Consider the following 17,708-nt stretch of genomic DNA (forward strand, 5'->3'; position numbering starts at 1 on the left):
TAATATTTGCCGTATTTTTGCACTCTATGAGAATAAGACGATTATCTGATTGGTTACCAACTACTAATAAGGAAGTTAAGTTGAGAGGTTGGGAAGAACTAGATGTAATTTTGTTCAGTGGAGATGCTTATGTTGATCATCCATCGTTTGGACCTGCAGTAATAGGTCGTATCTTAGAAAGTTACGGCTTACGTGTAGCAATTGTACCGCAGCCTAATGTTAACGATAATTTACAAGATTTTACAAAGTTAGGAACACCTAATTTATTCTTTGCTGTTACTGGTGGATGTATGGATCCAATGGTAAGTAATTATACCGCTAGTAAAAGAAAGAGAGATAAAGATGCCTATACTCCAAATGGAGATATTGGTTTTAGACCCGATTATGCTACATCTGCGTATACCAAAATTTTAAAAGAAAAGTTCCCAGACGTTCCTGTATTAATTGGAGGAATTGAAGCTTCCTTACGAAGAGTAACGCATTATGATTATTGGTCAGATAAGTTATTACCAACTATTTTAGAAACTTCTAAAGCGGATATGTTGGTATACGGGATGGGAGAACAACCCTTACGTGAAATTGTAGAATTACTACAAAAAGGAGTTCCGTTTTCAAGCTTAAGAACAATCAAGCAAACGGCATTTTTGGTAAATGAAGATGAAAAAACTCCAAAGAACAAGAACTGGGAAGATGTAGAAATTGCTTCTCATGAAGATTGTTTATCAGATAAGAAAACTTTTGCTTCTAACTTTAAGGTTATTGAGCAAGAATCAAATAAATTAATTGCTCGACGAATTTTTCAGAAAGTAGGGAATAAGCAATTAGTTATCAATCCACCTTATCCAACAATGACGGAAAAAGAGATTGATGCCTCATTTGATTTACCATATACAAGATTACCACATCCTAAGTATAATAAGCGTGGACCAATTCCTGCTTTTGAGATGATTAAATTCTCAATTAATATTCACAGAGGTTGTTTTGGAGGATGTAGTTTCTGTACTATCTCTGCACACCAAGGTAAATTTATTGCAAGTAGAAGTCAAGAATCAGTTTTAAAAGAAGTTGATAAAGTGGCTCAAATGGATGACTTTAAAGGGTATTTATCTGATATTGGTGGTCCTTCTGCAAACATGTATAAAATGAAAGGAAAAGTACAGTCAATTTGTGACAAATGTGTTGCACCTTCTTGTATTTCACCTGTAATTTGTAGTAATCTTGATACATCTCATAAACCTTTAACGGAATTATATAAAGCGGTAGACAAGCATCCAAAAGTAAAGAAATCATTTATTGGAAGTGGAATTAGACATGATATGTTGGTTCCTGAGTTTAATAAAAATGCTGATCCAGAAGAGTTAGATGCGTATACAGAAGAGGTAATGACGAATCATGTTTCTGGAAGATTGAAAGTTGCACCGGAACATACTTCTGATCCTGTTTTAAAATTAATGCGAAAACCATCTTTCAAGTACTTCCATAAGTTTAAAGATCGTTTCGATAAAATCAATAAAAAGAGTAAGTTAAATTTACAATTGATTCCATATTTTATTTCTAGTCACCCAGCTTGTGAACCAGAAGATATGGCAAATCTTGCCGCTGAGACTAAAGATATGGGATTCCAATTGGAACAAGTACAAGGATTTACTCCAACTCCAATGACAGTAGCAACTGTAATTTATTATAGTGGTTATCATCCATACACATTAAAGCCTGTTAAAACGGCTAAAACTCGACAAGAAAAGTTAGATCAACATAAGTTTTTCTTTTGGTACAAAAAGGAAAACAGAAAGTGGATTAAAGATACGCTGAGTAAAGTAGGTAGAAATGACTTAGTTCAGAAGTTGCTTCCTAACGACAGTTCTTGGAGAAAGAATAAACCAGGAAAAACTAAAAACACATTTGATGATACGGTTACTTCGGTAAAGGAATCACGAAGAAAAAATAAAGGATTTAAGAAGAAACGAAGAAGATAAACTTAAATCTAATCAATAAAAAAAGGCACACTTTTAAAGTGTGCCTTTTCTATTTTATTTAAGAAGAATTAGTTCAATTCTAATTCAGCAACTAAATCAAATTCGTCGTAAATAGCTTTGTCTTTTAAGTTATCAAAGAAGCTTGAAGATCCGTACTTAATCCCAAACTTTGTTCTATCTACTTTTAAAGAAGCAGTAGCTTTAGTACCATTAATTGAAATTAAAAAGTTTACTTTTTTAGTAATTCCTTTGATGGTAAGATTAGCTGTTACTTCATAAGCATTACTTCCTGTTGATTTAACTTTTGTGAAGTTTAATGCAGAAGTTTGGTGTTTTTCAACTCCAAAAAAATCAGGAGATTTTAAGTGTCCGTCTAAACCTTTTTTAGCCTTTCCAGATAAGTCCGTTGTGTTAATAGTTGTCATGTCTATTGTAATTGAACCACCTGATAATTGGTTATCATCAAAATTTAAATAACCCGACTTAACAGTTACCGTTCCGTTATGAGAACCTGTAACTTTATAAGCTTTCCATTCGATTTTACTTTTACTAGTGTTGATTTGCTTTGTTTCTCTTTTACTAGTTGTGAAAGAGAGTGTGAATAAAGAAATTAGAGCGATACCTAATCCTTTTTTTATTGAATTTCTCATTGTACTAATTTTTGTATTAAAATGTATACAACAAAGTTCTTGAAGATTAATGGTTTGGAAAATGATCTATCTTATAAAATAATGTTAAACTAGTTTAACTTTTATCCTCTTTTGCAATCTGACTTTTAATTCTACTTAAAAATTCTTTAGTAATTCCAAGATAAGAAGCTAACATGTATTGTGGAATTCTACTTTCAATTGTAGGATAATTCTCTTTAAAAAAGAGATAACGTTCTTTAGCCGTTTTACTAAAATTTCGAACAATCCTTTTTTGAGAAGCAACTAATGAACGTTCCGTTATTTTTCTGAAACAACGTTCGAGCTTTGGGATTTTTAGAAATAATTCTTCTAAATCAATATGATTTAACTGAATTAATTCTGTTTGTTCAATACATTGAACATTATAATCAGCCGGTGTTTGAGTTATAAAGCTCCCCATATCGGAAGCCCACCAATCTTCTATTGCAAACATTAATATGTGTTCCAAACCATCAGGGCTCGCATAAAACTGTTTTGCACAACCTTTTACAATGAAGCTTATATGTTTACAAACATCACCTTGTTGAACCAAATACTGATCTTTTAAATATCTACGATAGGTAACCTTTTCACAAATTAATGTTTCTTCTTCTTCGGTTAAAGAAACAATTCTATTAAAATAATCGATAATTGGAGTAACATTCATAGTTTAAAATAGGAACTTAGTTTTTCAATTAATCGTTATCATCCATTCGTAACTCTTTCCACTTAAAATTACCTTTACTTACTATAGATTGGTATTCTTTATGAAGTTTATTTACATATTCAGGATTGTTTTTGTCGCTTTCACTTGCTAGTCTAGTTTTTAGATATAATTCTTTAAGATAGTGACGTGTTTCTCCATAGATAACCCAAAGTTCTTTATGATTATAAAAGCCATCCCAAGCGGCCAAAATGGTGCTAAGCGCACTAAAAAATAAGGTTAACATTTTTATAACTTCCTTCCAAACAGGGAAGTCATCTCCAATAGCAACTAAAAACGTAATGAGAGCAGAAGAAATTGCTACTGAAATATAAATGTAAAATGATTTTCTTTTATTTTTTGAACTCTTTCTAGAGCTATAGTCTATCATTTTTTGAATCTCATCTTGTAAGATTTCAAAGTTAGAATTATTCTGACTCATACTATTTGGTTGGTTATTTTGACCAAACTAATAAAAAAATCAGAATAAATTAAATCGAATCTGAATCGAGTAGTTGTATGAAGACAAAAAAATAAACCCTCTTTTTAAAAGAAGGTTCATCTCGTATATGTTTATCTGTCGAAGTCTCTTAAGATAATTGTTTGTACAATAAATCAGCAACTAATTCAGATGAAGCTGGGTTTTGTCCTGTGATTAAATGTCCATCTTCAATTGCATAAGGATGCCAATCGTCTCTTTTACTGTAGTTTCCTCCATTTTCTTGTAACATATCTTCAACTAAGAATGGAACAATATCAGTTAATTGCACAGCATCTTCTTCAGTATTACTGAATCCAGTCACATTTTTTCCGTTAACTAATGCTTTACCTTCGATTTTTGTATTCTTAAAAATTGCAGGAGCATGACAAACAGCACCAACAGGTTTGTTATTACTGTAAAAAGCTTCAATTAATTCTATTGAGTTTTTATCTTCAGCTAAATCCCATAAAGGCCCGTGTCCTCCAGGATAGAATACTGCATCAAAATCACTTTCTTTTATCTCAGATAGTGGAGTGGTATTTGCCATATTTTTTAATAACTCGCTGTCTTTAAAGTAGCGTTCTGTAGCAGGAGTTTGAAAATCTGGTAATTCACTTTTTGGATCAATTGGAGGCTGACCTCCTTTTGGAGAAGCAATGGTAATTGATACATTTTTATCTGCTAAATGGTAGTATGGACTAGCAAATTCTTCTACCCAAAATCCAGTTTTTTCGCCTGTATTTCCTAATTGGTCATGACTAGTTAATACGAATAATACTTTTTTCATAAGAGTTGATTTTATTTGAAACAAAATTACATTCCAACGTTCTTATAAAAATTGATGTATGGTAATTAATGACTTTTAGCGATATCTTTTCGAACTCTACTTAAACTTTCAGTAGTTATGCCAAGGTATGATGCGATGTGATAATTTTTAATATGCTTTTCAATATCTGGATACTTATTAAGAAATGCTAAATATCTTTCTTTAGCAGTATTGGTTAAGTTGGCCAATATTCTTTTTTCATGGCGTACTAGAGCTTTTTCTAGTTTTCGGCGAAATAAATGTTCAATCTTCGGACTGAATTTATAAATAGCCTCAAAGTTTTCTTTCGATATTTTGAACAACTGAGCTTTCTTAATACATTCAGTATTCAAAACCGCTTTGTTATCTCCAAAATAGGCTATGTAATCACTAATCCACCAATGTTTAATTGCAAATTGTAACGTATGTTCTTTTCCGTTTTCGTCAATGTGATATGTTCTTAAACAACCATCATAAACGTAATACTGATGATTGATAATATCACCTTGTTTGAATAGAATATCATCTTTATCAACTGAAATGAGTTCAATTTTCTCAGTAATCATATTTTTCTCCTCCTCGGATAAATCAATTCCGTGAAAAATTTCATCAAAAGGAATAGGAATTGGCAATTTGGCTTTCAATAGATTAAGAATTACAAATTTTACAGTCTTCTTTAGGTTGTATTTCGCCTACTAATTTACCGTTCTCATTTAATTTAAACCCACAACAATCCATAAATCCTTGAACAATCATTTTTCGAGCTCTTTGAATTTGAGATTTTACTGTTGGTAGTGGAAGATTCAGTTGACTCGCAATTTCTTGTTGTTTTAAACCTTTTATATCGGCTAAAAATAAAGGAGTTCTGTATTTTTTTGGAAGATTTGTTACAATTCCTCTTAAACAGTCTTTTTCTGTATGAATGTGATCTTCAATTTCCACGGGAATATCGGAGTTGTCGAATGTGATATTTTTCCCTTGAGATTTAAAATGGTCATAAATTGCATTTCTAGTAATCGTAAAAATCCACGATTTTAATTTTGAAGCATCTTTTAATGTATCTAGTTTATTGTGTATTCTAATAAAAGCATCTTGTAAAATATCATCTGCAATAACTTCATCTTTGGTTTTGCTAATGATAAAACGCTTTAAATCTTTATGATATGTAGTCCAAACTTCTTGGGTAGTCATCTTAGTAAATTTACAAAAAATGTCGCTTTGAATATATAATGTATTCAGAGCGACATTTATTTAATTAACAATTGCAATTTGTACAGGTACAGTTTTCACAAGAACAGTTTTTACAGTCATCTGTTGAGCAGCTTGTACAATTGCAAGTACATTGATTTTTATATTCCATGTCTATTATTTTTAAATTCACCTAATAGACTCAGGAACTTTAAAAAAGATGCATTTTATTTCAAGTTTATTTTTGAACTGGTTTTAAAATATCTTCAAAGTATTTTTCCCATTTACCATTTTTAAGATTTTCACCAAATTCATGGAAGTAACCTTCTTTAGTTAACGTGAATGTAAGTCTTCTTTCTGAATTGAAATACACTCTAAAAACATTGTTTTCAAAATTACTTTTATACTTATCTCTTAATCCTTTTTTTGAGAACGGATGATAATAGTAACACTGATCTTTTACACTATAACTTATTATGGTGTGTAATTCAATCCAAGGTGATTTAACATCAAGAACAACTAAATTTCCATCCATTTTGTAGGCTACATCTTCCGTAACTGCGGTAGATTTTGTTCCTTTTTCTGAAAAAGAAAATGAAGTTCCTTTCCAATTTCCTATCATAAAAGATAATTTACTTAAAGCCTCTTTTTCGGTTTGTCCTTGTAAGGAAAAAGCGGTAATTAAAAAGCAAAGAATTAAGCTATATTTTAGTTTCATAATTAGTGAACTTTTTCTCCGTTTACGTAAGTCGATATAACTTTTGTATTCGGAACATTTTTAATGTCAACTGTCATAATATCTTGATCAAGAATAACGAAATCTGCCATTTTACCAACTTCAATACTTCCTTTTTCATTTTCTTCGAAGTTTGCATAGGCATTCCAGATCGTCATTCCTTTTAAGGTTTCTTCTCGAGTTAACGCGTTTTCCATTTGGTATCCATTTTCAGGATAATTGTTTAAATCTTTTCTAGCAACCGCAGCATAGAAAGTCAAAAACGGACTTACCTTTTCAACAGGATAATCTGTACCTAAGGCAACCTTTCCATATGTGTTTAATAAAGTCTTAAATGCATATCCACCTTTAATTCTTTCTTGTCCAACTCTATCTTCAGCCCAGTACATATCAGAAGTAGCGTGTGTAGGTTGTATTGAAGGAACTACATTTTTGAATAAATCAAAATCAGCTTTGTCTACAATTTGAGCATGTTCAATTCTCCAACGTCTATCGGTTTGACCTTTTAAAACATCTTGATAAGTTTTTAACATTAAATAATTCGCAGAATCTCCAATGGCATGAGTATTCATTTGGTATTCTGAAGCTGCAATTTGTTTTGCAATTTCTCTGTAGCGTTCAGGAGAATATATTAAAGCTCCAAAATGATTGTGCCTGTCACTATATGGTTCTTTCATCGCGGCACCTCTTGAACCTAATGCTCCATCACCATAAACTTTAAATGATCGAACATTTAAACGATCTGTTTTAATAATACCTTTTTTGATGTAGTAATCTAATTGTGGTTGAGTTGCAGAAACCATAGCATAGATTCTTATTTTTAATGCTCCAGCCTGTTGTAAACTGTCAATTAACTCAATGTTTTCTTTCTCTAAACCTGCATCAACTACAGTTGTTAAACCATAAGAGAAATTTATTTTTTCCGCTTCTTTTAATGCTTCAATTTGTTCTTTTTTTGATGCAGCAGGAACTTTAACAAAATCCATTGCATTGTCAATTAGAACTCCAGTTAGTCTTCCGTTTTCTCGTATGAATTCTCCACCTTCTACAGTTGAGTTTTCTGTTATTCCTGAAATATCAAGTGCTTTTTGATTTACCAACATTGCATGTCCATCAACACGTGTAATTGCAACTGGAGTATCTGGGAAAAGCTGATCTAATTTTTCTTTAGTTGGAAATTTCTTTACTTCCCAATCATTTTGATCCCATCCGCGTCCTGTGATAAAAGGAAGATTTTTTTCTTTTTGGAATGCCGCAATCTTTTCAAGGACTTCATCGTAACTGTTAGTTCCAGTAACATCTACTTTTTGAAGTTGTAAACCAAATCTGAAAAAGTGACAATGTCCGTCGATTAAACCAGGATAAACAGCTTTTCCATCTGCATCTACTGTATTCGAAGAATTATATTTTTGATCGATTTCTTCATTTGTTCCAACAGCTAAAAACTTCCCATCTTTAATGGCAAAACTTTCTACTGAAGCAAAGTCATTATTTACGGTATAAACTTTAGCGTTTTTTACAATAATATCAGCCTCTTGTTTTTGATTACAAGAGAATATAGTAACACTTAAAAGTGCTAATGTGATTAGTTTTTTCATTTAGGTTAATTCGTTTTGATATAGATACCAAGCCCAAGCAATAAGAAGGAATTGGATTAAAATTCGGATGTATGCGATTTTTTTAGTTTTCATCGCAGGTTTTTCTCTAGTTGCATCCCAAATATGAATGGGAAGAAAAACCAGCATAAGAATAAATATTCCGTAGGCTGAAATACGTTCAGAACCTTTTATAAATAGTCCAATTCCTAAAACAAGTTCTACAATACCAGAAACATAAGTCACTAGTTTTTTAGGTAAGAAATCTGGAATTATTGGATTGTAAAAATTCGGTTTATAAAAGTGATAAAATCCTGCGAAAATCATTAGTATCGCCATTAAAACTTTCAGTCCTAAGAATACGTATTCCATGCTAAATGATTAAGGTTTTACTTTGTCTTCTGTATACAAATATTTATCCATTAAATAGACTAAGCTAGCCATAGAAGCACTACCTAATTCCAGTTCACGTTTATTTACTTTGTCAAAAGTATCAATGCTTGTATGGTGATAATCAAAATAACGTTGGCTATCTGGTCTATATCCAACTAAAGTAATTTCATCATTTTTTAATGGACTAATATCAGCACCGCTTCCACCTTTTAATAAATCATGTAATCCATAAGGAGCTAATAATTTTTTCCAACTCTTTAAAAGCTGTGTGTTGTTTTCATTTGCGTCTATAGAAAAACCTCTAGGAGTATGTCCACCAGCATCACTTTCTAATCCTGCTACATGAATTTCATTGTTTTGTTTTGCTTGTTTTGCATATTCTTTAGCTCCGCGAGTTCCGTTTTCCTCGTTCATAAAGAATACAATTCGAATTGTGTTTTTCGGTTTTATATTATTCTTTTTGAATAAGTATGCTACTTCTAAAGATTGAACAACACCTGTTCCATCATCATGAGCACCTTCACCTAAATCCCAAGAATCTAAATGTCCACCAACAACAATAATTTTTTCAAGTTCTTCAGTTCCTTTAATTTCACCAATCACATTATGAGATGGAGCATCTGGTAACGTTTCACAACTTTGTTTGAAGTAGAATTTTAAATTCGGATTTTCTTTTAAATCTTTACTTAAAATTTCAGCAGCTCTTGAACTTATAGCGGCAGCTGGAATGTATTGGTCTTTAGGAATATCTCCATATCCCATTGATCCCGTGTGCGGATAATCATCTATACCATTGGTCATAGATCTGACAATTACACCTTTTGCACCAAATTCACTACACACTCTTGCTCCTGAAAAACGTTGTCCAACGCATCCTCCATAAGCATGGAAGGTGTTTATTAAAGTATTATCAAAAGCTCCATTGAAGAATACAATTTTGTCTTTTAATTTATTTCCCATTTCTTTTGCTTCATCCAAGCTTTTTACTTCGATAACTTCAGCAGTTAATCCATTTGAAGGTGTTGCAATTGAAAAACCTAAAGCGCAGATTGGTACATTTTTTTGTTCTCCATTTACGGTATAGTTAGCTTCCTCTTTTTCTCCACGAACCCAGTGAGGAACCATTACAGGTTGTAACCAAACAGAATCTAACCCAATATCTTTCATAAGCTTTTCTCCCCAAAGAACAGCTTTTGCGGCTTCCGGAGAACCAGATAAACGACCGCCAATGTTTTGTGTTAAATCGCGTAACCATTCGTATGATTTTCCTTCGGTTAACGCTGAGTTGAAAAAATGTTTAATGTTGGTACTGTCTTTCTTTTCATCAGTACTCAATACAGTTGAATTGGTATTATCACTACCGTTTTTAGATTCTTTAGTATTAGAACAACTAAAGTTTACTATTGCAGACAATGATAAAAGAAGTATGGTTTTTTTCATTTTATTGATTGCATTATGAGGTATTAAAATTACGGTTTTATTTTTTCTTGTATTGAGTTTAATGGTATTATAAACACATTAACGCTTATTGTTGATTTTGAATAATCTTACTTTTATATTTCTTAAGTTCTACAACAACTTTTGGAGCCAAAACAACTAATCCAATCATATTTGGGACCATCATTGAAAATACCATAGCATCTGAAAAATCAGTCACAGCGTTTAGTGTTGCTGCAGCTCCAATTACGGTAAATACACAAAAGATTATTTTATAAATATTTCCAGTTACTTTATCGCGACCAAATAAAAATGTCCAGGCTTGATAACCGTAGTAGGACCAAGAAATCATTGATGAAAATGCAAACAGAATAACAGCAATAGTTAAAACGTAAGGAAACCAAGAAATACTGCTTTCTAGAGCTTTGGAAGTTAATATTGCGCCTTGTTCAAATGAAACTGTATTACCAGGAGTAATTTGTCCAGTTATTATTAAAGCTAAAGCTGTCATAGTACAAACAATTACAGTATCAATAAAAGGTTCTAGCAAAGCAACAAGTCCTTCGCTAGCGGGGTAATTTGTCTTTACAGCTGAGTGGGCAATTGATGATGAACCAATTCCAGCTTCATTTGAGAAAGCTCCTCTTCTAAACCCTTGAATCATAACTCCGATAAATCCACCAGCAATTCCAGTTGGGTTGAATGCTCCTTCAATAATTTGAGAGAATGCATTCGGAAGTAAATTAAGGTTACTTATTAAAACTGTAATAACGGCAAGGACATAAACTACTACCATAATAGGAACAATTTTATCTGTAACGTTTGCAATTTTTTTGATTCCACCAATGATTACAATTCCAGCAAAAAGGGCCATGATTAATCCGAAAAGCCATCCTTTTCCGTAAATAAAACTTTGCGCTCCTCCAGTAACGTATTCAAACAGTTTAAAAGCTTGATTTACTTGAAACATGTTTCCACCGCCAAAAGATCCTCCAACACACATAATCGCAAAAAGTACAGCCATTATTTTTCCTATTTTTCCAAAACCAATTTCTGCGAAGCCTTTTGTCAAGTAATACATTGGTCCACCATAAACAGTTCCGTTATTGTCCATTTCGCGATACTTAACACCTAATGTACACTCAACAAATTTTGAAGCCATTCCGAGTAACCCGATTATAATCATCCAAAAAGTGGCTCCAGGTCCACCAATAGAAAGCGCAATAGCAACTCCCGCGATATTTCCTAAACCAACAGTCGCAGATAGTGCCGCAGTTAAAGCTTGGAAGTGAGAAACTTCACCGTTACCTTCAACTTTAATAGTTTCTTTAATGTCTTCTTCATTCTGATTTGCGTCTAAAGCGTCATATTTACCTCTGATAATATTTATGGAGGTCATAAAACTGCGAATATTTATTCCTTTGAAGTAAATAGTAAAATACAAAGCTCCAAGAGTTAGAACAATTAATACCCAAGGAATTTGAATTGAATCTGTTATTGGAATTTGATAAAGAATTGCATCCGTAAACCATGAAGTAGCATTATGAAAAGATTGATTAATTCGTTCATCTAAAGTAGAATTTTGAAGTATAAGTAGTTTCATTTTTGTGTGTATTAAAATTGTTACACAAAAATGTTTTTAAACGGAAAACGATAAAAGGTTGGCTTATGCTGTTTTTTAGTTTAACTCTGGTTACGTATATACTTAATCATGCTGAATCGTAGCAAATTCAAGGAGTTGGTTCTTTTTTGCGTAGGTGATTAATTGCTCTTTACCATCTGAACCTGATATGTTAAGTACTTTTTTAATTTGATAAATATGAGTTTGAAATCCATCTACACTTATATTCATAGCTTCTGCAATTTCTGTATACGACTTTCGCTCTCCACAAATTCCTAGGTTAGCTAATACTTCTTTTTGACGATCTGATAATTCAATTTTAGAAGCAGATTTAAGTTCGTTATTTTTCTTTTTGAGAGATGAGATTTCCTTTTTTAAGAGCTTTATAGTATTCAAATGACTCTCATTGGCCACAGTTAAGGTTTCGTTTTCTGATTCCAATTTATGATGTGCAAAAATAGTTTCTTGAAGTTCTGATTGTTTTTCTTCTTTTTCAGCTAATAGTTTCCAGCTGTACAGTAGAATTATAAATAGCAGAACGAAAAGGAATTTAAATGAAATACTAGTAGTAACTCCAATAGCATTCCATAGTTCAATGTTTATCCATCTAGCAGTAGTTTCAATAGGGAAAATACGATGTGTTACTGCTACTACAATCAACAAGAATAATGCAAATGTTGGTAAATACATAAATCGCATTCCACGATTTTTAAAAGCTTTATTCAATTCTTGTAATAAAGCAAAAGCAACCACTAATGAAATAGGAATATCAATTAACCAAATAACGTTGTTACTTGAATTGCCATTTGTTCTTGTGAAAAAGGAAATTAAGAATACAGAAGCAATCATAACTAAAATTCCACCGAAAATTATAAATACCTCTTTATTCGAAAAGCGTTCTATGATTCTAATTACAATGTTTCTCTTTTCCCTGTGTTGAATTGAAGGAATTGATAAGAGGATGAATAAAGAATTCGCTAGAGAAAAGAAAACGCCAATGCTAATAACTACACTTGATGTTTGAGGGAAATTAAAAACTTGAGTAAATACAATGTTCAAAGTAGCTCCAACTCCCCATGAAAGAATGGCCAAAGCAAACCACTTAATTCCTTCTACAGAATTGGCAGTATAAACACTTTTTAATTTCTCTTTATGATAAATACGCTGGATTACAAAAAACGCAATCAAACAAACAATAGCTGTTATGTAATTCGAAATATGACTAAGCATACCTCAAGGTACGTTTTTTCTTAAAACAATGCGTCGAATTTATAAATTATACCTCCAATAACTTGAATTCCTTGTGCGTTGAAATTATTGAATATCTGGTAATTGCTATTGGTAATATTATTCGCTCTTAAGAACACCGAAAATAAATCGTTAATGTGGTAACCACCATCTAAATTCAAATCAATATATGCGTCTAAATCAACTACGCTAGGAACACCAGAAGTATAAGTTGCACCTTTTCTACCGCCAACAAAATATAAATTAGCACTAGCGTACCATTTTTTCTCTTTATAAGTAGCGAAAATATCACTTTTTAATTGCGGTAAATTCCAAGCTTCAGTTTGTGTATTTAAGTCATAAGAATTAAACTCTAAGTTCAAACCAAGATTTAAATGTCTTGAATAATCATAAGTAATTCCTCCAGCAAAATAAACGGTATTTACATCGTCATAAACTACATTGAAAGAATTTCCATAATCATATCCTTTGAAGAAAATTCCTCCAGCAAAACCTGTTGTAATTCCATTCGAGTTAGAAGGATTAGCAACAAATAAGGCTTTGTTTTCTTCCTTTTTGAAACCAGCTTTAACATCATAATTAATATTTCCACTTAAAATTCCTCTAAATCCACCATATGCATTCAAAGCTTCACTACTTTGAATAATATTTAAAGTAGGAGAGACGTATGGATTACGTGAAGTGAAACTTTGGAATGAGTTAACAGTTAAATCTCCCGTAACTCCAGAATAAATATTAGCATATCTTTTTATAATCGGATAGTTTACTTCTACATCTGGATAAGCAAAGAATTTTCCTTCTGTGTTTTCTAAATCAAAAGAGTAATATGCTTTAGCTCCTAGTTTAACATCGAATTTTTTATATGAAAAAGCATAACTCGGATTAATTCCGGCTGTAGCAAAACTGTAATCGATAGCTACTAATGGATCCGCATAAGATCTAGCGAATCCTCCATTTATAAAATTAACTGAGGTTTCCAGTTTCAGGTCATCAAGATTTAAACCAAAACGACCTAAAGGGAAAGCAAATTCAGCGTCGATATCTGCATGGATTTCATCCGTTTCATAAACATCAGAAAAATATGCTATAGATCCTTTTACTTCTTGTAAATCTCTATCCGGAAAATGAATAGAACCATAAATGTTATAGAATTTATGCGTTTGCTCCGGGTCAATACTATTTACAGTTGGATCTAAAAAAGTAATATTAGATGGTAAACCATAATAATTGTATTTGTTTCTGTAGGCATTGAAACCTGCTTTCCAGTCGAAATAGCGCATTTCTTGCTTTAAAAATAAATCTACACTTGCGTTGTAATAACTACTGCTTAATCGAGTGTCTGAAACTGGATCCGATGATGCTATAAAGTTTACTTTTCCTCCATATTCATATTCAAAAGCACTATTGTTATGAAAATAACCTTCTACGAACGGAGTCGTATTATTACCAAAACCTAAGGCTACATAGTTGTTGAATAGTCTTTCACGATCTCCGACATCAATTCCTTTTAAAACTCCACTCTTTGGAATATATGTAGAGACTACTGGAACCGATATGATTTTATAATCTAAAGGTTTTCTTTGAACTTTTTTAGAAAGTTCAATAACTGGTTTTCTTTTTATTTTAAAAGCATCTGTTACTTTAGGAGCATAAGAAGTAATTACCTCTACAACTTCTGTTTTAACAGTGTCTTTGGCTTTCTCAGTATTTGGCTTGGTTTGAGCAAAAACAGAACCACAAGCCAACGCTAATATTGTTGTAACTATATATCTTTTCATTAATTTTTAGTTTTGGGAATTGATAGATTCGTTTGTTTTTGCTTCTTTACTTTTAATTGTACTCAACTCGTTTTTAGCTTCTTCAACTAAATCTTTAAATTGTGTAAAGTTTTTAACGATGTTATCTAAAATATATGTGGCTTGATATGCATCTTTAAGTGCATAATAATTCTTTGCCATTACGATATAACTCTTAACTCCCCAATATTTGTAAGTGGAATAGTTAGCTATTAAATTTTGTACTTCAATATTTGAATCTTCATAAGCTTCTGCCTCATTTAAAAAGAAAGCTTTGTAGTATAAAGTTTCAGCTTTTAATTCTCCGGTAGCAGTATTATTTAAAACCGAATAATATTCTTCCGCAGTAACATAATCTTCAGTTTTAATTGCAGATCGAGCAATATAGATACGTGCATCTTCTGCTACAATTTGATCTATTTTTCCATTACTCAATACTTTTTCAGCGTACTGAACTGCTTTGTTATACTCTTTTTTATTGTAGAAACCTTTCATTAAGTTACTCTCAGCAAAAATTCTGTTCTGAGGAATATTTGCTTCTTTTTCAAGTCTTTCTAACAAAGGGATTGCAGCATCCCATTTTTCTTTCTGTAAATACAATAAGCTTAATTTCGATAAAGCCTCTTCAGAAAACTCATTCTTTTCTTGTTGTGTTACAAATTGATAATTTGGAATAGCTTCATCTTTTCTATTCGCATTAAAAAGTAATTGACCTAGATAGAAGTTTGCTTTTAAAGCATGAATCCCATTTGGAAAATCTTTTAGATACCTCTGGAATCCTTCAATAGCTCTGACTGTATTATTTTCTAAGAACTTGTTTTCAGCAGACTCGTAAGTTGTATTATCAATATCACTATTACTTACATTAACAAAGTCGATATTTTTAACCCAGTTGGCGTATTCGTTCACGTTTCCTTGGTCAACATAAACATTACGTGCGTTAGATACAGCTTGTCTAGCTTCACCAGAATTCGGGAATTTGGCAACAACATCTTTAAACTTTACTAAAGCATTTTTGTTATCACCTTCATTGTAAAATAATAATCCCTGACGTAATAAAACACTTGGTGTATAACTACTTCCTGGATGTTCAGATAATATTTGTTTATAAGCACTCTTTGCTTTACTTGATTTGCCTTTAGATGTATACATACTCGCTAATTGAAATAAAGCATCATCTTTTAAATTCGAATCGTTAAATGTTTTAATTAGCTCATTTAAAGCAGCGACTTTTCCAGAGTCATCTCCAGCTAAACCAGTACTCATTGCTTTTTGATATTGAGCATAATCTGATCCTACACCACCCTCATTAATTACTTTTTCGTAAGCTTTAATGGCTTCAGAATATCTTTTAGAGGCATAGTAAGAATCTCCTAGTCGGTTTGATGCATCATCATTTAAATCATTATCATTGATTTGCTGATCTAAGAAATCTTGGAAGTATTTTGATGAATTTGAATAATCTTTCAATTTAAAATAAGTATATCCTAAGTTGTAATTTAAAGTTTGTGCATCTTTAAATTCTAGATTATCTATTGATATAAATGCATCTAAAGCATTTTTATAATTTCCTAATTGATAATTAGTTTCTCCTAACCAATAACGAGCTTTATTGCTAATTGTATCATTTTTTGCTTCGGTTGCGGCTAAGAATTTTGGTAATGCAGAGGTTGGTTTTTGTTCATTAAATAACTGAATACCTCTGTACAGAGAAACTTCATTTGCTAAGTCGTTATTTTCTGAACTTTTATTACTGTTTAAATAATCGATTGCTCCTTGGTAATCTTGCTGATGTAGATACGAAGTAACCAATAAACTTTCAATTTCAGGACGATGTTCTGATTCAGGATATTTTAAAATAAAAGCTCTTAAAACTTCAGGAACACTTTGATAAGGATTTCCTTCTTCGTAACTTAATTTAGCATAATTTAAATCAGCATCTTTAGCAATAATAGGATCAAAATCCATTTCACCTGCATTTCTAAATGCATTTAAAGCTTCATTCTTTTTGTCAGCTTTTAAATAACAAACTCCTAAGTGATAATAAGCGTTTTGAGCAACACTATTTTGACCATTTATAATTTTATTGAACTGTCCAATTGCACTTTCATAATCCTCAAGTTTGTAATAAGAATATCCTAAATAGTAATAATCGGTATTTGTCCATTTTCCTTTTTTCCCTTCATATTGATTTAAAAATGGAACAGCCTTTTCATATTTTTCAAGGTTGAAATAACTTTCACCAATGATCTTAGAAATATCAGATTTTTGCTTCTTTTCTGCTTTAGGTAAGATTTTCTCTCCAATTTGAACTGCCTTCTCAAATTTACCTCCTTTAAAAGCCATGTCTAAAAGATAATAGTTGGCTTTTGATTTATAAGTTTCGTTATCTGCTAACTGACTTAAATTATCTTCAGCTTCGCCAAAATTTTGTTGTTTGTATGAAATATAACCATAGAAATATCGTGCGTCAGTACCATATCTTGGATCTCCTAATAAAGGAGCAAATCTAGCTTTTGCGTCTTTAAGGTAATTAGATACTAAAAGTGCATATCCCATTTTATAGTTTAGTTCTTTTTGCTCTTCCTTATTTAGTAGTTTTTCATCAACGCGTTGATACCACTTTAAAGAATGAGAAGCTTTTCTGTTTGCAAAATAGTAGTTACCAACATTTAAGAATGCTTTCTCTTTTTTACTGCTATAAGGATGTTTTCTAACAAAATTAAGAACGCGTTGATCTGCATCTGTCTGATTTAACTTAATTGCACACATGGCATCGTAAAAATCAGCATCAGTTCTAACGTTAACTTTAGAAGTGTTCTCAGATACTTCTTTAAATATTCTTTGAGCTCCAGAATAAGCTTTGTTATTATACAAAGTTATAGCTCGATGATACTGAGCATCAGTATTCGTTTGAAATTCAGTTTTTTGCGCCCAAGTATTTGAAATACTCAAAAAGCAACAAAAGATGATGAATATATATTTCATACGTTAAATTTACCTTTAGACGTTGTTCCCATGAGAAATAACGTCTTTTTTTTTGAATTGTTTGATAATTTCA

15 protein-coding genes are annotated in these 17,708 nt (G+C 31.7%); 1 reads left to right on the forward strand and 14 read right to left on the reverse strand.

All coding sequences use genetic code 11. The features are described from left to right. Positions 1 to 26 precede the first annotated feature (26 nt). On the forward strand, positions 27 to 1,976 hold the full coding sequence (locus ABNT61_RS15645; RefSeq protein ID WP_348740721.1) for a YgiQ family radical SAM protein: 1,950 nt from the start codon (positions 27 to 29) through the stop codon (positions 1,974 to 1,976). Between the two features lie 68 nt (positions 1,977 to 2,044). On the opposite strand, the gene ABNT61_RS15650 is transcribed toward ABNT61_RS15645, so the two are convergent. The 14 genes from ABNT61_RS15650 to ABNT61_RS15715 form a co-directional block, all read right to left on the reverse strand. After that, positions 2,045 to 2,626: a YceI family protein gene (locus tag ABNT61_RS15650; protein ID WP_348709825.1), complete on the reverse strand. Its 582-nt coding sequence runs from the start codon at positions 2,624 to 2,626 to the stop codon at positions 2,045 to 2,047. A gap of 94 nt (positions 2,627 to 2,720) precedes the next feature. Next, a complete protein-coding gene (locus ABNT61_RS15655; RefSeq protein ID WP_348743897.1) occupies positions 2,721 to 3,311 on the reverse strand; it encodes a Crp/Fnr family transcriptional regulator in 591 nt (196 codons plus the stop codon). Between the two features lie 28 nt (positions 3,312 to 3,339). After that, positions 3,340 to 3,789, reverse strand: a complete 450-nt coding sequence (locus ABNT61_RS15660; RefSeq protein ID WP_348709823.1) for a DUF4231 domain-containing protein — start codon at positions 3,787 to 3,789, stop codon at positions 3,340 to 3,342. Between the two features lie 148 nt (positions 3,790 to 3,937). Next, a complete protein-coding gene (locus tag ABNT61_RS15665) occupies positions 3,938 to 4,615 on the reverse strand; it encodes a type 1 glutamine amidotransferase domain-containing protein (RefSeq protein WP_348743898.1) in 678 nt (225 codons plus the stop codon). 65 nt (positions 4,616 to 4,680) lie between these two features. Next, entirely contained in the window at positions 4,681 to 5,277 is a 597-nt protein-coding gene (locus tag ABNT61_RS15670; protein WP_348743899.1) for a Crp/Fnr family transcriptional regulator, read from the reverse strand. Positions 5,278 to 5,281: 4 nt separating this feature from the next. Continuing rightward, positions 5,282 to 5,824: a sigma-70 family RNA polymerase sigma factor gene (locus tag ABNT61_RS15675; RefSeq protein ID WP_348740716.1), complete on the reverse strand. Its 543-nt coding sequence runs from the start codon at positions 5,822 to 5,824 to the stop codon at positions 5,282 to 5,284. Positions 5,825 to 6,059: 235 nt separating this feature from the next. Then, positions 6,060 to 6,539 carry a hypothetical protein gene (locus ABNT61_RS15680; protein WP_348743900.1) on the reverse strand — a complete coding sequence of 160 codons (480 nt, stop codon included), beginning with the start codon at positions 6,537 to 6,539 and terminating at the stop codon, positions 6,060 to 6,062. Between the two features lie 2 nt (positions 6,540 to 6,541). Beyond that, positions 6,542 to 8,155 (reverse strand): amidohydrolase, encoded by a 1,614-nt coding sequence (locus ABNT61_RS15685; RefSeq protein ID WP_348743901.1) that lies wholly within the window; start codon positions 8,153 to 8,155, stop codon positions 6,542 to 6,544. Continuing rightward, positions 8,156 to 8,524: a hypothetical protein gene (locus ABNT61_RS15690; RefSeq protein WP_348743902.1), complete on the reverse strand. Its 369-nt coding sequence runs from the start codon at positions 8,522 to 8,524 to the stop codon at positions 8,156 to 8,158. 9 nt (positions 8,525 to 8,533) lie between these two features. Then, positions 8,534 to 9,985, reverse strand: a complete 1,452-nt coding sequence (locus ABNT61_RS15695) for a M20/M25/M40 family metallo-hydrolase (RefSeq protein ID WP_348743903.1) — start codon at positions 9,983 to 9,985, stop codon at positions 8,534 to 8,536. An 85-nt stretch (positions 9,986 to 10,070) separates the two neighbouring features. Further along, complete coding sequence (locus tag ABNT61_RS15700; RefSeq protein ID WP_348743904.1) at positions 10,071 to 11,585, reverse strand: alanine/glycine:cation symporter family protein; 1,515 nt, start codon at positions 11,583 to 11,585, stop codon at positions 10,071 to 10,073. A 102-nt stretch (positions 11,586 to 11,687) separates the two neighbouring features. Then, a complete protein-coding gene (locus tag ABNT61_RS15705) occupies positions 11,688 to 12,833 on the reverse strand; it encodes a hypothetical protein (RefSeq protein WP_348743905.1) in 1,146 nt (381 codons plus the stop codon). A gap of 20 nt (positions 12,834 to 12,853) precedes the next feature. Beyond that, complete coding sequence (locus ABNT61_RS15710; RefSeq protein WP_348743906.1) at positions 12,854 to 14,629, reverse strand: hypothetical protein; 1,776 nt, start codon at positions 14,627 to 14,629, stop codon at positions 12,854 to 12,856. A 6-nt stretch (positions 14,630 to 14,635) separates the two neighbouring features. Beyond that, positions 14,636 to 17,635 (reverse strand): tetratricopeptide repeat protein, encoded by a 3,000-nt coding sequence (locus ABNT61_RS15715; RefSeq protein WP_348743907.1) that lies wholly within the window; start codon positions 17,633 to 17,635, stop codon positions 14,636 to 14,638. Positions 17,636 to 17,708 lie beyond the last annotated feature (73 nt).

The sequence above is a fragment of the Tenacibaculum sp. 190524A05c genome, from assembly GCF_964036595.1.
Classification (GTDB): Bacteria; Bacteroidota; Bacteroidia; order Flavobacteriales; family Flavobacteriaceae; genus Polaribacter; species Polaribacter platacis.